Origin of the sequence: Streptomyces sp. NPDC056296, from assembly GCF_042268605.1 — a bacterium.
In the GTDB taxonomy this organism is placed as follows: domain Bacteria; phylum Actinomycetota; class Actinomycetes; order Streptomycetales; family Streptomycetaceae; genus Streptomyces.
In genome coordinates this window covers 156,392-171,852 of sequence record NZ_JBHJRX010000013.1, presented here as the reverse complement: position 1 = coordinate 171,852, position 15,461 = coordinate 156,392, and the positions used below count along the sequence as shown (strand labels likewise).

Below are 15,461 nucleotides of genomic sequence, written 5' to 3'. Positions count from 1 at the left end.
CAAAACGCTCGGCTGGGATACCCCAGCCGAGCGTCTACGTGATCTACTCACCACCTGAAACCAGGCGGTGTTGCGACGACCCCTTGAACCCAAGGGGCGCGTCGGCCGGGCCCCCGCCTTCCCGCTCCCGGGACGGCGGCCTACTCGCCCTCGGGTGACCGCGGCGGGCTGACCGTCGTCCGGGGCGGGCGGCGCTGCGAAGACGTACGCACGATCAGTTCGGTCGGTATCACCTGCTCGACCGGCTGGTCCGAGTCGAGCCCCTCGATGGCGTCGATGAGGACCTGGATCACCGCCGTGCCGATGCGGCGGGGTTTCAGCGACAGGGTGGTGATGGGCGGTTCGGTGCTGGCGTACACGGTGGACTCGCTGCAGCAGACCAGCAGCAGATCCTCCGGGACGCGAAGCCCGTAGCGGCGGGCGGCGGCGAGCAGGTCGGTGCCGTTCGGGTCGAAGAGACCGTAGACGGCGTCGGGCCGGTCGGGGCGGGCGAGCAGCCGGTCCGCGGCGACGGCACCGGCGCACGGATCGTGTGCCGGATAGGCCTCGTAGACCGGGTCCTGGCCGACGCGCTCGCACCAGCGCAGGTAGGCGGTGGTCGACAGATGGGTGTACGTGTCGGTCGTGGTGCCGGTGAGCAGGCCGATCCTGCGGGCGCCGGCGTCGGCCAGGTGGTCGAGGATGCCGAGTACGGCGGCCTCGTGGTCGTTGTCGACCCAGGCGGTCACGGGGAGCGAGCCGGCCGGGCGGCCGTCGGAGACGACCGGTAAACCCTGGCGTACCAGTTCGCTGACGACCGGGTCGTGGTCCGAGGGGTCGATGACGACCGTGCCGTCGAGCGCGACGTTCGACCACACGTCGTGCCGGGAGGTCGCCGGGAGGATGACGAGGGCGTAGCCGCGGGCCAGCGCGGCGGACGTGGCGGCCCGCGCCATCTCGGCGAAGTACGCGAACTCGGTGAAGGTGAAAGGTTCATCCCCGTACGTCGTCACGGTCAGGCCGATGAGTCCGGACTTGCCGGTGCGGAGCGTGCGGGCGGCGGCCGAGGGCCGGTAGCCCAGTCGGTCGGCGACCTCGCGCACATGGCGCCGGGTGGCATCCGGGAGTCGGCCCTTGCCGTTGAGGGCATCGGAGACGGTAGTGATGGATACTCCGGCGGCGGCGGCCACGTCCCTGATGCCCGCCCGGCCCGGCCGGCTGCCTCGACGTGAGGTTTCCGCGCGGCTCACCTGGTGCTTCCCTGCTGCTGTCATGGCGAGCCGATAGTAGGGCTCATGGGGTGGGGTAGGGCGGACGCATATGCATGCGTTGACAGTCACGTTTCTGCATGATCATTAAGCAGTAACGGCCTTCGAAAGCAAGTTAGTTGGTGGCTTGCATCCCATTACCTGGCGTGTCGACCTGTGAGGGCCTGCCAAGCGGCCGATGTTGCGAAGAGGTCTCAACTCACCTGCACGAGGGATGCGCGCCACGGCGCGAGCCACCGGCGCGTAGATATATGTGCGGCGCGCCCCCCGAATCGTGCGCCTTCGTGCCCTGATGCCCCTGATGCCAGTGTGACGGACGAGGTCTGGCCTCACCTATACGCAGCGGCGCTGAATCCTCATAAGGTGAGAAGCATTCGATGCCGGTGGTGGTCACGAGGAGGACTGCGGTGAGCGAGACGAGCCCCAAGCTACGCGCCGAGCTGGAGGGAATTCCCACCTACAAGCCGGGCAGGCCCGCCGCGGCCGACGGTCCGGTGGCCTACAAGCTGTCCTCCAACGAGAACCCCTATCCGCCCCTGCCGGGCGTGATGGAGACGGTGACGGCCACGGCCGCGTCGTTCAACCGGTACCCGGACATGGCCTGTACGTCCCTGATGAGCGAGCTGTCGGACCGGTTCGGCGTGCCCCTCTCCCACCTGGCCACCGGCACCGGCTCGGTCGGTGTGGCCCAGCAGCTCATCCAGGCGACCTCGGGCCCGGGCGACGAGGTGATCTACGCCTGGCGCTCCTTCGAGGCGTACCCGATCATCACGCAGATCAGCGGCGCGACGTCCGTGAAGGTGCCGCTGACACCGGGCGACGTGCACGACCTGGACGCGATGGCGGCCGCGATCACGGACCGGACCCGGCTGATCTTCGTCTGCAACCCCAACAACCCGACGGGCACGGTGGTGCGGCGGGCCGAGCTGGAGCGGTTCCTCGACCAGGTGCCGAGCGACGTGCTGGTGGTCCTCGACGAGGCCTACCGCGAGTTCATCCGGGACCCCGAGGTGCCGGACGGCGTCGAGATCTACCGTGAGCGGCCCAACGTCTGCGTCCTGCGTACCTTTTCCAAGGCATACGGCCTCGCCGGCCTGCGCGTCGGGTTCGCGATCGCCCACGAGCCGGTGGCGGCGGCGCTGCGCAAGACGGCGGTGCCCTTCGGGGTCAGCCAGATCGCGCAGGAGGCGGCGATCGCCTCACTGCGCGCCGAGGACGAGTTGATCGGCCGGGTCGGTTCGCTGGTGTGCGAGCGCACGCGCGTGGTCGACGCGCTGCGCGCGCAGGGCTGGACGGTGCCCGAGACCCAGGCCAACTTCGTGTGGCTGCGGCTGGGGGAGCGCACGGTCGCCTTCGCCGACGCCTGCGAGCAGGCAGGCGTGGTCATTCGGCCGTTCCCGGGCGAGGGTGTGCGGGTGACGGTCGGTGAGAGCGAGGCGAACGACATCTTCCTCAAGGTGTCGGAGGAGTTCCGCAACGAGCTGTAGGTCGCTGTGGGACGTTCGCAAGACCGCTGTGGAGGTTGACGGCCGCCGTAGAGCTGGAAGGCCGCTCTAGAGCTTGAAGGCCGCTGTAGCGGTTGAGGACCGCTGTGGTGGTTCTACGTGTCGACGCGTTCGACGCGTATCGGGTCGCCGTTGCGCACCGTCGCCAGCAGGCGCGGATCGCCGTCGAGACGACCCAGGACGTTGCAGGGACTCGCGAGGCGGCATTCGTCGCCTCGCGAGATCGGCGTGGGCCCGTACGGCAGCGCCAGAGCGTCGCCGTCGGTCCAGAAGGCGACCGTGCCCGGTTCGACGACCTCCCGGGCGTCCGTTTCACGTGAAACCGACACACCCGTGTCGAAGTACACCTCCTCGCCCCATGTATGGGCGGAGGCGGTGAACGGCAGGGCCTTGAGGAGTGCCTGCGTGGTCGGGGTGTCGTCGAGCGCTGCGGTGAGGTGACCCGCAGGCCAAGAGATCCGTATCTTCATGCGGCGAATTCAACAAGTTGTTGAAGCTCTTGCCAAGGGGTTGACGTCACAGGGGACCCCCCTTCCGGTGTCGAAAAGCTGTACGTCATAATTGCTTGTGAATGTGAACGCGTTCACAAGCGTGTCCCGGTTGCGCCCGAGATAGGTGTGACATACACGCTCAAAGCGCCGCTGACCACAGCGATGTGGCGATGTAAGGAGACTGACGACGTGGACATGGCTCTGGCGCCGGAGACGCTGGCGCGATGGCAGTTCGGCATCACGACCGTCTACCACTTCCTGTTCGTCCCGCTGACGATCTCGCTGGCCGCCCTCACGGCCGGACTGCAGACCGCCTGGGTCCGCACCGAGAAGGAGAAGTACCTCAGAGCGACCAAGTTCTGGGGCAAGCTCTTCCTGATCAACATCGCCATGGGTGTCGTCACCGGCATCGTGCAGGAGTTCCAGTTCGGCATGAACTGGTCCGACTACTCCCGCTTCGTGGGTGATGTCTTCGGTGCCCCGCTCGCCTTCGAGGCGCTGATCGCCTTCTTCTTCGAGTCCACCTTCATCGGCCTGTGGATCTTCGGCTGGGACAAGCTGCCCAAGAAGATCCACCTGGCCTGCATCTGGATGGTCTCGATCGGCACCCTGCTGTCGGCGTACTTCATCCTGGCCGCCAACTCCTGGATGCAGCACCCCGTCGGCTACCGCATCAACGAGGAGAAGGGCCGCGCCGAGCTCACCGACTTCTGGGCCGTCCTGACCCAGAACACCACGCTCAACCAGGTCTTCCACAGCTTCTCGGCGGCCTTCCTGACGGGCGGCGCCTTCATGGTCGGCATCGCTGCCTTCCACCTGATGCGCAAGAAGCACATCCCGGTGATGCGGACGTCGCTCCGGCTCGGCCTGGTCACCCTCGCGGTCGGCGGCGTGCTCACCGCGGTCAGTGGCGACACCCTCGGCAAGGTCATGTACGAGCAGCAGCCGATGAAGATGGCCGCCGCCGAGGCCCTGTGGGACGGCGAGGAACCGGCACCCTTCTCCGTCTTCGCCTACGGAGACGTCGACAAGGGCCACAACACGGTCGCCCTGGAGATTCCCGGACTGCTGTCCTTCCTCGCCCACAGCGACTTCGACTCGTACGTGCCCGGTATCAACGACACCAACAAGGCGCTGCAGGAGAAGTTCGGCCCCGGTGACTACAAGCCCATCGTCCCCGTCGCCTACTGGGGCTTCCGGTGGATGATCGGTTTCGGCATGGCGTCCTTCTCCCTCGGCCTGCTGGGCCTGTGGCTGACGCGGAAGAAGTTCCTGCTGCCGGCCGCGGTGCGGACCGGGGAGGACGAGGTGCCGCACCTGGTGCTGCTGCGCAAGCCGCTGGGCAGCAGACTCACCCGCCTGTACTGGCTCCTCGCCCTCTGGACGATGGCGTTCCCGCTGATCGCCAACTCCTGGGGCTGGATCTTCACGGAGATGGGCCGGCAGCCCTGGGTCGTCTACGGCGTGATGCAGACCCGCGACGCGGTCTCCCCCGGTGTCTCCCAGGCGGAGGTCATCATCTCGATGGTCGTCTTCACCACGCTCTACGCCATCCTCGCCGTCATCGAGGTCAGGCTGCTCGCCAAGTACGTCAAGGCGGGCCCGCCCGAGCTCACCGAGGCCGACCTCAACCCGCCCACGAAGATCGGCGGCGACCTCCGTGACGCCGACAAGCCGATGGCCTTCTCGTACTAGGCCGAGGGAGCTGCACAGTCATGGAACTGCACGACGTCTGGTTCGTTCTCATCGCCGTCCTGTGGACGGGCTACTTCTTCCTGGAGGGCTTCGACTTCGGGGTCGGCGTGCTCACCAAGCTGCTCGCCCGGAACCGGGCCGAGAAGCGGGTTCTGATCAACACCATCGGGCCCGTGTGGGACGGCAACGAGGTATGGCTGCTCACGGCCGGCGGTGCGACCTTCGCCGCCTTTCCCGAGTGGTACGCCACTCTCTTCTCCGGCTTCTACCTGCCTCTGCTCGTCATCCTGGTCTGCCTGATCGTCCGGGGTGTCGCCTTCGAGTACCGGGTGAAGCGGCCGGAGGAGCGCTGGCAGCGCAACTGGGAGACCGCGATCTTCTGGACCTCGCTGATCCCGGCGTTCCTGTGGGGCGTGGCCTTCGGCAACATCGTCCACGGCGTGAAGATCGACCGGGACCTGGAGTACGTCGGCTCCGTCTGGGACCTGCTCAATCCGTACGCGCTCCTCGGCGGCCTGGTCACGCTGGCGCTGTTCACCTTCCACGGGACGGTGTTCACGGCGCTCAAGACCGTCGGTGAGATCCGCGAAAGGGCACGGACCCTGGCGACGCGCGTCGGCCTCGTCACGGCCGTGCTGGCTCTGGCCTTCCTGGTCTGGACGCAGGTCGACAGCGGGGACGGCAAGAGCCTGGTCGCCCTCGTGGTGGCCGTCGCCGCCCTGGTCGTCGCCCTGATGGCCAACCAGGCCGGTCGCGAGGGCTGGTCGTTCGCACTGTCCGGCGTCACCATCGTGGCCGCCGTGGCGATGCTCTTCCTGACGCTCTTCCCGAACGTCATGCCGTCCACGCTCAACGCGGACTGGAGCCTCACCGTCACCAACGCTTCGTCCAGCCCCTACACCCTGAAGATCATGACCTGGTTGGCCGCGGTCGCCACGCCGGTCGTCCTGCTCTACCAGGGCTGGACGTACTGGGTGTTCCGCAAGCGGATCGGCACCCAGCACATCGCCGAACCCGCGCACTGAGTCCGGCAGGGTGTGTTTCACGCGGCTCGTTTCACGTGAAACACACCCTCTGGACGGGAGGGTACGTTTCACGTGAAACCCATCGATCCACGTCTTCTGCGGTACGCCCGCGCCACCCGGTTCTTTCTGACGGCGGTCGTCGTCCTGGGCGCCGTCGGGGCTGGGTTGCTCGTCGCGCAGGCGATGCTCATCGCCGAGGTGGTGGTGGGCGCCTTCCAGCACGGCATGGCAACCAGTGAACTCCGTACCCCCCTCCTGCTGTTGGTGGCTGTCGCCTGCGGCCGTGCGCTGGTCGGCTGGCTCACCGAGCTGGCCGCGCACCGGGCGAGCGCGGCAGTGAAGTCGGAGCTGCGGGGCCGGCTGCTGGAACGGGCCACCGCGCTCGGTCCCGGCTGGCTGGGCGGGCAGCGGACCGGGTCGCTGGTAGCGCTGGCCACCCGTGGAGTCGACGCCCTCGACGACTATTTCTCGCGCTATCTGCCCCAGTTGGGCCTCGCGGTGGTCGTACCCGTGGCGGTGCTGGCCCGCATCGTCACCGAGGACTGGGTCTCGGCGGTCATCATCGTCGGCACCCTGCCCCTCATCCCGATCTTCATGGTGCTGATCGGCTGGGCCACACAGTCCCGGATGGACCGCCAGTGGCGGCTCCTGTCCCGGCTGTCCGGGCACTTCCTGGACGTGGTCGCCGGGCTGCCGACGCTGAAGGTCTTCGGGCGGGCCAAGGCGCAGGCCGAATCGATCAAACGCATCACCGGCGAATACCGGCAGGCGACCATGCGGACGCTGCGGATCGCCTTCCTGTCGTCCTTCGCGCTGGAACTGCTCGCCACGCTCTCCGTGGCGCTCGTCGCCGTCACCATCGGCATGCGGCTCGTCCACGGCGACATGGCCCTGTACGACGGCCTGGTGGTACTCGTGCTGGCGCCCGAGGCCTATCTGCCGCTGCGGCAGGTGGGGGCGCAGTACCACGCTGCGGCGGAAGGGCTTGCCGCCGCCGAGGAGATTTTCGAGGTGCTGGAGCGGCCCGTACCGGCCTCGGGGACCGGTCCCCTGCCGGCGGGCGGTGCCCTGTCCTTCGAGGGCGTGACCGTCCGCTACCCCGGACGCGCCGCGGCCGCCGTGACGGACGTGAGCTTCACCGTCGAGTCCGGCGAGACGGTCGCGCTCGTCGGTCCGAGCGGTGCGGGCAAGTCGACGCTCATCAACGCCCTCCTCGGATTCGTGCCCCCGGCCGGCGGACGAGTCCGCATCGGGGGAGCCGATCTCGCCTCCCTCGACCTGGCGCAGTGGCACGCCCGCGTCGCCTGGGTGCCGCAGCACCCGCACCTGTACGCCGGCACCATCGCCGAGAACGTACGGCTGGCCCGGCCCGACGCCGACGACACCGCCGTACGGCAGGCGCTGCGGGACGCGGGCGCGCTGGAGTTCGTGGACGCGCTGCCCGAGGGGACGGGGACCGTGCTCGGGGAGGACGGTGCTGGGCTGTCCGCCGGGCAGCGGCAACGGCTGGCGCTGGCCCGGGCATTCCTCGCGGACCGGCCGGTACTGCTGCTCGACGAGCCGACGGCCGCCCTGGACGGGGCCACCGAGGCCGAGGTCGTGGCCGCCGTGCGAAGGCTGGCGGAGGGGCGGACGGTATTGCTGGTGGTGCACCGCCCGGCGCTGCTGGAGGTGGCCGACCGGGTGGTGCGACTGGAGGAGCCGGCGCCCGTCGCCGCGGCCGACGGTACATCCGTGGCGCCCGCTGCCCGCCCCCTCGACGAGTCCGTTGGAGCCGTTGCTCCGGTTACCCCCGAGGGTCCGGCTCCCTCGACGGAGGCCGCGGGCGGCGTCCTCGCCAGGGTGCGGGCGATGTCCGGCGCCCGGCGTGGACGGCTCGTCCTCGCGCTGCTGCTCGGCAGCCTGGCGCTCGGCAGCGCCGTCGGTCTGATGGCCACGTCCGGGTACCTCATCTCGCGGGCCTCCGAGCAGCCGCCGGTGCTGTATCTGATGATGGCCGTGACGGCGACGCGCGCCTTCGGGATCGGGCGGGCCGTGTTCCGCTACGCCGAGCGGCTCGTGTCGCACGACGCCGTGCTGCGGATGCTGGCCGACACCCGGGTCGCCGTGTACCGGCGCCTCGAGCGGCTGTCACCCTCTGGGCTTCGCCACAGCCGCCGGGGCGACCTGCTGTCCAGGCTCGTCGCCGACGTCGACGCCCTGCAGGACTACTGGCTGCGGTGGCTACTGCCCGCCGCGTCCGCGGTCGTGGTCTCGGCCGCGTCGGTCGGCTTCACGGCCTGGCTGCTGCCGGAGGCCGGCCTCGTGCTCGCGGTCGGTCTGCTGGCGGCCGGAGTCGGGGTCCCGCTGGTCACCGGCGCCGTGGCACGGCGGGCCGAGCGCAGGCTCGCCCCCGCCCGCGGCGTGCTCGCCACCAGGGTGACCGATCTGTTCACCGGCACCGCCGAGCTGACCGTCGCCGGCGCTCTGCCCGCGCGGGCCGCCGAGGCGCGCCGGGCCGACGGCACGCTCACCCGGATCGCCTCGCGGGCCGCCACCGCCACCGCGCTGGGCGACGGACTCACCGCGCTGATCTCCGGCCTGACCGTAGCCGGGGCCGCCCTCGTCGGGATCCAGGCGGTCGCCGACGGCCGGCTCGCCGGCGTGGCCATGGCCGTCGTCGTGCTCACCCCGCTGGCCGCCTTCGAGGCCGTACTCGGACTGCCGCTGGCCGTGCAGTACCGGCAGCGCGTGCACAGGAGCGCCGAGCGGGTGTACGAGGTACTCGACGCCCCCGAGCCCGTACGCGAGCCGGAGACGCCCCGACAGGCGCCGGCATCGCCCTTCCCCGTCGTTCTCAAGGGGCTGGCCGCGCGCCACGCCGGGCAGGACCGGGACGCCCTGGCGGGGCTGGACCTGACTCTGGCGGAGGGTCGCCGTATCGCCGTGGTCGGGCCCTCCGGGTCGGGCAAGACGACGCTGGCCCAGGTGCTGCTGCGGTTCCTGGACGCGGACGCGGGCTCCTACACGCTGGCCGGCGTGGACGCCTACGCGCTGGCCGGAGACGACGTACGGCGCCTCGTCGGGCTGTGCGCCCAGGACGCGCACCTCTTCGACAGCTCGGTGCGCGAGAACCTGCTCCTGGCCAGGAAGGACGCCACCGAGAACGAGCTGCGCGACGCGCTGGCCCGGGCCCGGCTGCTGGACTGGGCCGACAGCCTGCCCGACGGCCTGGACACGTTGGTCGGTGAGCACGGGGCACGGTTGTCGGGCGGACAGCGGCAGCGGCTCGCACTCGCCCGGGCGCTGCTCGCCGACTTCCCCGTCCTCGTGCTCGACGAGCCCGCGGAGCACCTCGACCTGCCGACCGCCGACGCGCTCACCGGCGATCTGCTGGCCGCCACCGAGGGCCGTACCACCCTGTTGATCACGCACAGGCTGGCGGGCCTGGCGGCCGTGGACGAGGTGATCGTCCTGGGCGAGGGCCGGGTCGCGCAGCGGGGGACGTACGCGGAGCTGGTCGCGGTGCCGGGGCCGCTGCGGGCGATGGCGGAGCGGGAGGCCGCGTCGGAACTGCTGGTGGGAGCCCGGTGACCGGCGGAACCGGGCCGAGGTCCTGCAAGATTCTCAGCGAATCCGACTTTCCTGAACAAAAGGGTCTCATTAGGCTCGGGTCATGCCCCCAGCACCGCTTCCCGGCCCCCCGTCGCACCGCGAGGGGGCCTCGGCCGAGCTTCTGGCACGGGTACCGAAACTGCTGGACGCGATGCGGTCCGTCGGCAGTGGACTGGAGCTGCACTCCACGCTGAACCGGATCTGCGAGACGGCGGCCGACCTGGCGAACGCCCGGTACGCGGCCATCGGCGTCGTGGGCGAGGACGGCGAGGGGCTCGCCGACTTCGTGCACCACGGCGTCGACGAGGCGACCGTCCGACGCATCTGCCACCTGCCCGACGGCCGCAAAGGCGTGCTGGGTGCCCTCATCCGCGACCCGGAGCCGGTCCGGCTCACGGACCTGAGCGAGGACCCGCGCTCGTGCGGTTTCCCCGAGCACCACCCGCCGATGCGCAGCTTCCTCGGTGTCCCCATCCGCGTCCAGGGCGAGATCTTCGGCAACCTCTACCTGACGGACAAACACGCGGTCGAGCCGTTCAACGACTACGACCTCGCCATGGTCCGCGTCCTGGCCACGGAGGCCGGTATCGCCATCGGCAACGCGCGTCTGTACGAGGCCGCCCGGCAGCGGGAGCGCTGGATCGACGGGTCGGTCGCCGTGACCACCGCGCTGCTGTCCGGCGGCGACATCGACGACGCCCTCCAGGTCGTCGCCGATCAGGCCCGTCGGCTCTCCGGAGCGGCCGCCGGAATCGTGCTGCTGCCGGCCGACGGGGGTGGCCTGGAGATCGCGGCCGTGGCAGCGGAGCATCCCACGAACGAGCTGGGCAGGGTCATCCCGCCGGAGAACGGCATCGTCGCCGAACTGCTCGCAGGACGGTCCGTGTTCGTGGACGACGCCGCCACCGACCCGCGTCTGGAGGCCGGACCGGTGCGCGCGTACGGACCGATCATGCTGCTGCCCCTGTGCCGGGACGGGCGGGTCCTGGGGAGCCTCGTCATGCCCCGTGCCAGGGGGGATCGCCCGTTCACCCGGACGGAACGCGCACTCGGCGACCGGTTCGCCTCGCAGGCCGCGCTGGCGCTGATGATGGCCGACGCCCAGCGGGACCGGGAGCGGCTCGCGGTGTACGAGGACCGCGATCGCATCGCCCGGGACCTGCACGACCTCGTCATCCAGCGGCTGTTCGCCACGGGGATGATGCTGGAGAGCGCACAGCGCAGGTCGGCCGTCCCCGAGGTGCGCGACGGGGTGGGCGGGGCCGTCGACGAACTGGACGTCACCATCCAGGAGATCCGCTCGGCGATCTTCGCGCTGCGGCAGCCGGCCGAGGCCCCTGCGGCGCTGCGCACCCGTGTGCTGCGTGAGATCACCATGGCCGCGGTCCCGCTCGGGTTCACGCCCTCGCACCGCTTCGTCGGCCCGGTGGACGTTGCCGTCGGTGAGCTGACCGGCAAGAACCTGATCGCCGCGCTGCGCGAGTCCCTGTCCAACGCCTTCCGGCACGCCCACGCCACCCGGATCGACGTGGTCGTCGACGCGACGGCGACTCTGGCGGACGGCCGACGGGGCGTGCGGCTGACCGTCGCGGACGACGGCGTCGGCATCCCCGAGGGCGGTCGGCGCAGCGGCCTGCACAACCTCGAGCGCCGAGCCGAGACCGTCGGCGGCGCCAGTCGGCTCACGCCGGGCATCGGGGCGGACGGCGCCGGCACGACGGTGCTGTGGGAGGCACCGTACTGAGGGCTGCCGACGCCGTGTTGCCCCATGTGCAGCAGCCGCACTGAGCCGAGTGCAGCAATCGGTCCCCCGCTCGTACGACCTGGACAAGACCGTGTGCCCCCGTTCGGTCCACGATCGCTGACATGCGCTCACCTCGCCGCCATCCGCTGCTCGTACCGGTGTTGCTGTGCGCGCTCGCCGTGCTCGCGGCCCGCCCCACCGACGCCATGGACGAGGACGGCGGCTCCGGCTCCGCTCTCGGCGCTCAGGTGACGCGGCTGTACGAGGAGGCGGGCAAGGCCACCCAGCAGTACGAGGACGGGCGGCGCGAGGCCGAGGCGCAGCGGTCGAAGGCGCTCGAGTACGAGAAGCGGCTCGACCGGCAGCGGCAGAAGATCGACGGCATGCACGAAGACCTGGGCCGGATCGCCCGCGCCCAGTACCGCAGCGGCGGCGGGCTCCCGCTCACCGCTCGGATGATCCTCGCGGAGGACCCCGACGAACTGATGCGAGGTCAGCGAGCGCTGTCACGCGCGGACCTGGCCGTCAACAACGCCATCGGGAAGAGCCTGCGGGCCGAGGCCCGCCTCGCCGCCGACGAGGCCAGGGCACAGGCGGCCTGGCAGGCGTTGGAGGAGCGCAACGCCGGTCTGGCGGAGCTGAAGAGGAAGATCGAGGGCAAGCTGGAGGCGGCGCGGTCGCGGCTGGAGGGGCAGGCGGACGCCTCTGTCGCAGCCGGTTCGTGTCCCGGCGCGGTCCGCCTCGACCAGCCGGGCGGACGCTCGAGCCGGTCCTGGGTGGCCCCGGTGGAGACGTACGAGCTGTCGGCGTCCTTCGGCAGCGGCGGGACGCGGTGGGCGAACCGGCACACCGGCCAGGACTTCGCGGTGCCGGTCGGGACACCGGTGCGGTCGGTCGGCACGGGCCGGGTGGTGAAGGTGTCGTGCGGCGGCGCCTTCGGCATCCAGGTCGTGGTCCAGCACGCGGGCGGCTACTACACGCAGTACGCCCATCTCGCCGCTGTCGCCGTGGACCAGGGCGACCGGGTCCGTCCCGGCCAGTGGGTCGGGCAGTCGGGCAGCACCGGCAACTCCACCGGACCGCATCTGCACTTCGAGGTGCGGGTCACCCCGGAGATGGGATCGGGGCTGGACCCGGTGCCGTGGCTGTCACAACGTGGTGTGCCGCTCTGACGGGACCTGACGTGCTGCCGGGCCGGGGGCCGCGGGACCGGCCGCTAGGGAAGGTCCGTCAGCATCCGCTCGATCACGACCGCCACCCCGTCGTCGTTGTTGGCGACCGTCCGCCCCGACGCGGCGGCGATCACGTCCGGGTGCGCGTTGCCCATGGCGTACGACTGTCCTGCCCAGGTGAGCATCTCCACGTCGTTCGGCATGTCACCGAAGGCGACGACCTCCTCGTGCGAGATGCCGCGCTCGGCGCAGCACAGGGCGAGCGTGCTGGCCTTGGAGACCTCCGGCCCGCTGATCTCCAGCAGGGCGCTGGGGCTGGACCGGGTGACGTTGGCGCGGTCGCCGATGGCGAGGCGGGCCAGCGTGAGGAAGCCGTCGGGGTCCAGCTCGGGATGGAAGGCAAGGATCTTGAGGACCGGCTCGGCGGCGGCGCGACCACCCGGCGCCAGGATCTCCTCGGCGGGCAGGAGGTCGTCGGGGACCTCCACGTGCATCTTCGGATACGCCGGCTCCTGGTGGAAGCCGTACGTCTGCTCGACCGCGTACACCGTGCCGGGCGCCGCCTCACGCAGCAGCCGTACGGCGTCCAGCGCGTTGTCCCGGGCCAGCTCCCGGACCTTCACGAACCGGTGGGCGCCGGGGCCGCCGTGCAGGTCGACCACGGCGGCGCCGTTGCCGCAGATGGCGAGGCCGTGACCGTGGACGTGGGCACTGACGACGTCCATCCAGCGGGCGGGGCGGCCGGTGACGAAGAAGACCTCGATGCCCGCCTGCTCGGCGGCGGCCAGCGCGGCGACCGTGCGCGGTGAAACCGACTTGTCGTCGCGCAGCAGTGTGCCGTCGAGGTCGGTGGCGATGAGCCGCGGGCGGGTGGCGGCGGCCGGGGGCTCGGGCTGTCGGGTCGCTGAGGTCACCGGGTCATTGTCACGCATATGCCTGCACGATCGTGCGCGAGTCCGCACATCTGTGAGCTACGGCTCTCATTCCTTCAGCTGTGCCAGTGCCTCCATGGCGATCCGCTCGAAGATCTTCTCGTCCGCCGTGAAGTCCGAGTGGGGGATCGGCCAGTGGACGACGAGCTCGGTGAAGCCCAGATCGCGGTGCCGGCCCGCGAAGTCCACGAACGCGTTCACGGACTCCAGCGGCCGACTGCGGTCGGGTGTGAAGCCGGTGAGCAGGACCCTGTCCAGCTCACTCACCTCGCGGCCGATCGCGGCGCAGGCGTCGGCCAGCTTGTCGCTCTGCTCCCGCAGTGCCCGGTCGGACTGTTCGGGGGTGCCGTTCTCGTACAGCTTCGGGTCGCCGGTGGTCACCCATGCCTGCCCGTACCGCGCGGCGAGCCGCAGCCCGCGCGGACCGGTCGCGGCGACCGCGAACGGCAGCCGGGGGCGCTGCACACATCCCGGGATGTTGCGCGCCTCGTGCGCCGAGTAGAAGTCGCCCTCGTACGACACGGCGTCCTCGGTCAGCAGCCGGTCGAGCAGCGGGAGGAACTCGGCGAGCCGGTCGGCCCGCTCCCGGGGAGTCCACGGTTCCTGGCCGAGCGCGGTGGCGTCGAAGCCGGTGCCGCCCGCTCCTATGCCGAGCGTGACCCGGCCGCCGGAGATGTCGTCGAGGGAGATCAGCTCCTTGGCGAGCGTCACCGGGTGCCGGAAGTTCGGCGAGGTCACCAGGGTGCCCAGGCGAAGCCGCTCGGTGACGGCCGCGGCAGCGGTGAGCGTCGGCACGGCACCGAACCACGGGCCGTCCCGGAAGCTCCGCCAGGACAGGTGGTCGTAGGTGTACGCGGTGTGGAAACCGAGCTGCTCGGCACGCGTCCAGGTCGAACGGCCGCCCTCGTGCCAGCGGCGGTACGGGAGGATCACGGTACTCAGACGCAGACTCATGCCTCCGAGCCTATGCGGCCGACCCCGGTTTCACGTGAAACAGCCACCGGCATCACCGTACGCGACTGCTCAGCCACGGGGTGAGGAGGATCATCGTCACGAACTCCTTGTGCGTGCGGTCGCCCGGCAGCGGCACGATCAGGCGGTAGCCGGGCGGAAAGCGGCGCCCCTTGACGAAGGCGAGACCGCCGAAGACGGAGCGCAGGAAGGCGGGGACGTCGTCGCGCGGGATGTCCGTGCACTCCACGTTCTCGACGGTGATCAGGGCGTCGCCCTCGGGAAAGAGCCGGACGCTCACCCGGGGCACTCCGCCGAACTCGACGAATGCCTCGTGGGGGAGGGAGCCGTCGGCGTCGGTGGTCACTCCCACGCCCGCGGCGCTGCGGCGGGAGGTCTGGTCGGCGCCGATGTCGTCGGTGACGTCGATGTCCAGCGCGTAATCCGCTGCGATGGCCCGGAGGGCGGTGACTGCGGCTTGAGTGGTGGGCAACTGCTCCATGCCACCGATCATGTGGGATCAGTGCCGAGCGGGAAAGCGCACATACCGCGGTGGCACGTTCTTCGTCAGCCAGACCCCGTTGGCGCTGACGTGGAAGACATGGCCGTCGCGGTGCATGGCGGCGGCGTCCACCGACAGCACGACCGGCCGGCCGCGGCGGGCACCGACTCGGGTCGCGGTCTCGCGGTCCGGCGAGAGGTGCACGTCGTGCCGGTTCATCGGCCTCAGCCCCTCGGCACGGATCGCGTCCAGGTGCCGGGCCACGGTCCCGTGGTAGAGGTACGGCGGCGGGGTCGCCGCGGGCAGGGCGAGGTCCACGTCGATGGTGTGGCCCTGGCTGGCGCGGATACGGGTGCCCTCGATCGCGAACCGCCGCTTGTCGTTGGTGGCGACCACGTGGTCGAGTTCCTGGCGGGTGAAGCGGAAACCGTGCGCCACGGCGGCGGCGATCAGCGTGTCGATCTCGACCCAGCCGGCCTCGTCGAGCGCGAGCCCGATTCTCTCCGGCTGGTGGCGCAGATGCTTCGACAGATACTTGGACACCTTCACGGTGCGTCTGTCGTCCATGTGTTCCTGTTTCATGGAATCAGCGTGCCGAGAGAG

General features: G+C 70.5%; 12 protein-coding genes. 6 read left to right on the top strand and 6 right to left on the bottom strand.

The features are described from left to right. Positions 1 to 140 precede the first annotated feature (140 nt). Positions 141 to 1,253: a LacI family DNA-binding transcriptional regulator gene (locus tag ACFCZF_RS12710; protein WP_375906348.1), complete on the bottom strand. Its 1,113-nt coding sequence runs from the start codon at positions 1,251 to 1,253 to the stop codon at positions 141 to 143. A gap of 401 nt (positions 1,254 to 1,654) precedes the next feature. Between ACFCZF_RS12710 and hisC the strand changes: the two genes are divergently transcribed. Then, complete coding sequence (gene hisC / locus ACFCZF_RS12705) at positions 1,655 to 2,734, top strand: histidinol-phosphate transaminase (RefSeq protein ID WP_375906344.1); 1,080 nt, start codon at positions 1,655 to 1,657, stop codon at positions 2,732 to 2,734. A gap of 113 nt (positions 2,735 to 2,847) precedes the next feature. Here hisC and ACFCZF_RS12700 read toward each other — a convergent pair whose 3' ends face one another. Next, a complete protein-coding gene (locus ACFCZF_RS12700) occupies positions 2,848 to 3,222 on the bottom strand; it encodes a cyclophilin-like fold protein (protein ID WP_375906342.1) in 375 nt (124 codons plus the stop codon). A 210-nt stretch (positions 3,223 to 3,432) separates the two neighbouring features. Here ACFCZF_RS12700 and ACFCZF_RS12695 point away from each other — a divergent pair, with 210 nt between their 5' ends. From ACFCZF_RS12695 to ACFCZF_RS12675, 5 genes are all read left to right on the top strand, one after another. Beyond that, positions 3,433 to 4,938, top strand: coding sequence for a cytochrome ubiquinol oxidase subunit I (locus ACFCZF_RS12695; RefSeq protein WP_376671664.1), 1,506 nt, complete (start codon positions 3,433 to 3,435; stop codon positions 4,936 to 4,938). Between the two features lie 20 nt (positions 4,939 to 4,958). Continuing rightward, complete coding sequence (cydB, locus tag ACFCZF_RS12690; protein WP_376671663.1) at positions 4,959 to 5,963, top strand: cytochrome d ubiquinol oxidase subunit II; 1,005 nt, start codon at positions 4,959 to 4,961, stop codon at positions 5,961 to 5,963. 72 nt (positions 5,964 to 6,035) lie between these two features. Continuing rightward, the gene (gene cydD, locus ACFCZF_RS12685) at positions 6,036 to 9,536 is read left to right on the top strand and encodes a thiol reductant ABC exporter subunit CydD (protein ID WP_376671662.1); all 3,501 of its coding nucleotides are present in this window, start codon (positions 6,036 to 6,038) and stop codon (positions 9,534 to 9,536) included. A gap of 82 nt (positions 9,537 to 9,618) precedes the next feature. Further along, a complete protein-coding gene (locus ACFCZF_RS12680) occupies positions 9,619 to 11,301 on the top strand; it encodes a GAF domain-containing sensor histidine kinase (RefSeq protein ID WP_376671661.1) in 1,683 nt (560 codons plus the stop codon). Between the two features lie 122 nt (positions 11,302 to 11,423). After that, positions 11,424 to 12,473 (top strand): peptidoglycan DD-metalloendopeptidase family protein, encoded by a 1,050-nt coding sequence (locus tag ACFCZF_RS12675; protein WP_376671660.1) that lies wholly within the window; start codon positions 11,424 to 11,426, stop codon positions 12,471 to 12,473. 44 nt (positions 12,474 to 12,517) lie between these two features. Here the strand turns inward: ACFCZF_RS12675 and ACFCZF_RS12670 are convergent, their stop codons facing one another. The 4 genes from ACFCZF_RS12670 to ACFCZF_RS12655 are packed head-to-tail and all read right to left on the bottom strand — an operon-like array spanning position 12,518 to position 15,425. Further along, the gene (locus ACFCZF_RS12670; protein ID WP_376671659.1) at positions 12,518 to 13,405 is read right to left on the bottom strand and encodes an HAD family hydrolase; all 888 of its coding nucleotides are present in this window, start codon (positions 13,403 to 13,405) and stop codon (positions 12,518 to 12,520) included. A 48-nt stretch (positions 13,406 to 13,453) separates the two neighbouring features. Further along, positions 13,454 to 14,359, bottom strand: a complete 906-nt coding sequence (locus ACFCZF_RS12665; RefSeq protein ID WP_376671658.1) for an LLM class flavin-dependent oxidoreductase — start codon at positions 14,357 to 14,359, stop codon at positions 13,454 to 13,456. A gap of 52 nt (positions 14,360 to 14,411) precedes the next feature. Beyond that, positions 14,412 to 14,870 (bottom strand): hypothetical protein, encoded by a 459-nt coding sequence (locus ACFCZF_RS12660; RefSeq protein WP_376671657.1) that lies wholly within the window; start codon positions 14,868 to 14,870, stop codon positions 14,412 to 14,414. Between the two features lie 6 nt (positions 14,871 to 14,876). Further along, positions 14,877 to 15,425, bottom strand: coding sequence for an RNA 2'-phosphotransferase (locus ACFCZF_RS12655; RefSeq protein ID WP_376671673.1), 549 nt, complete (start codon positions 15,423 to 15,425; stop codon positions 14,877 to 14,879). Positions 15,426 to 15,461 lie beyond the last annotated feature (36 nt).

What these genes read in the sequence shown, in the direction of transcription:
- cydB (WP_376671663.1), top strand. Translation starts at nt 4,959, where the DNA reads ATGGAACTGCACGACGTCTGGTTCGTTCTCATCGCCGTCCTGTGGACG.
- ACFCZF_RS12710 (WP_375906348.1), bottom strand. Translation starts at nt 1,253, where the DNA reads ATGACAGCAGCAGGGAAGCACCAGGTGAGCCGCGCGGAAACCTCACGT.
- ACFCZF_RS12675 (WP_376671660.1), top strand. Translation starts at nt 11,424, where the DNA reads ATGCGCTCACCTCGCCGCCATCCGCTGCTCGTACCGGTGTTGCTGTGC.
- ACFCZF_RS12670 (WP_376671659.1), bottom strand. Translation starts at nt 13,405, where the DNA reads ATGCGTGACAATGACCCGGTGACCTCAGCGACCCGACAGCCCGAGCCC.
- ACFCZF_RS12660 (WP_376671657.1), bottom strand. Translation starts at nt 14,870, where the DNA reads ATGATCGGTGGCATGGAGCAGTTGCCCACCACTCAAGCCGCAGTCACC.
- ACFCZF_RS12655 (WP_376671673.1), bottom strand. Translation starts at nt 15,425, where the DNA reads ATGGACGACAGACGCACCGTGAAGGTGTCCAAGTATCTGTCGAAGCAT.
- ACFCZF_RS12665 (WP_376671658.1), bottom strand. Translation starts at nt 14,359, where the DNA reads ATGAGTCTGCGTCTGAGTACCGTGATCCTCCCGTACCGCCGCTGGCAC.
- ACFCZF_RS12700 (WP_375906342.1), bottom strand. Translation starts at nt 3,222, where the DNA reads ATGAAGATACGGATCTCTTGGCCTGCGGGTCACCTCACCGCAGCGCTC.
- ACFCZF_RS12680 (WP_376671661.1), top strand. Translation starts at nt 9,619, where the DNA reads ATGCCCCCAGCACCGCTTCCCGGCCCCCCGTCGCACCGCGAGGGGGCC.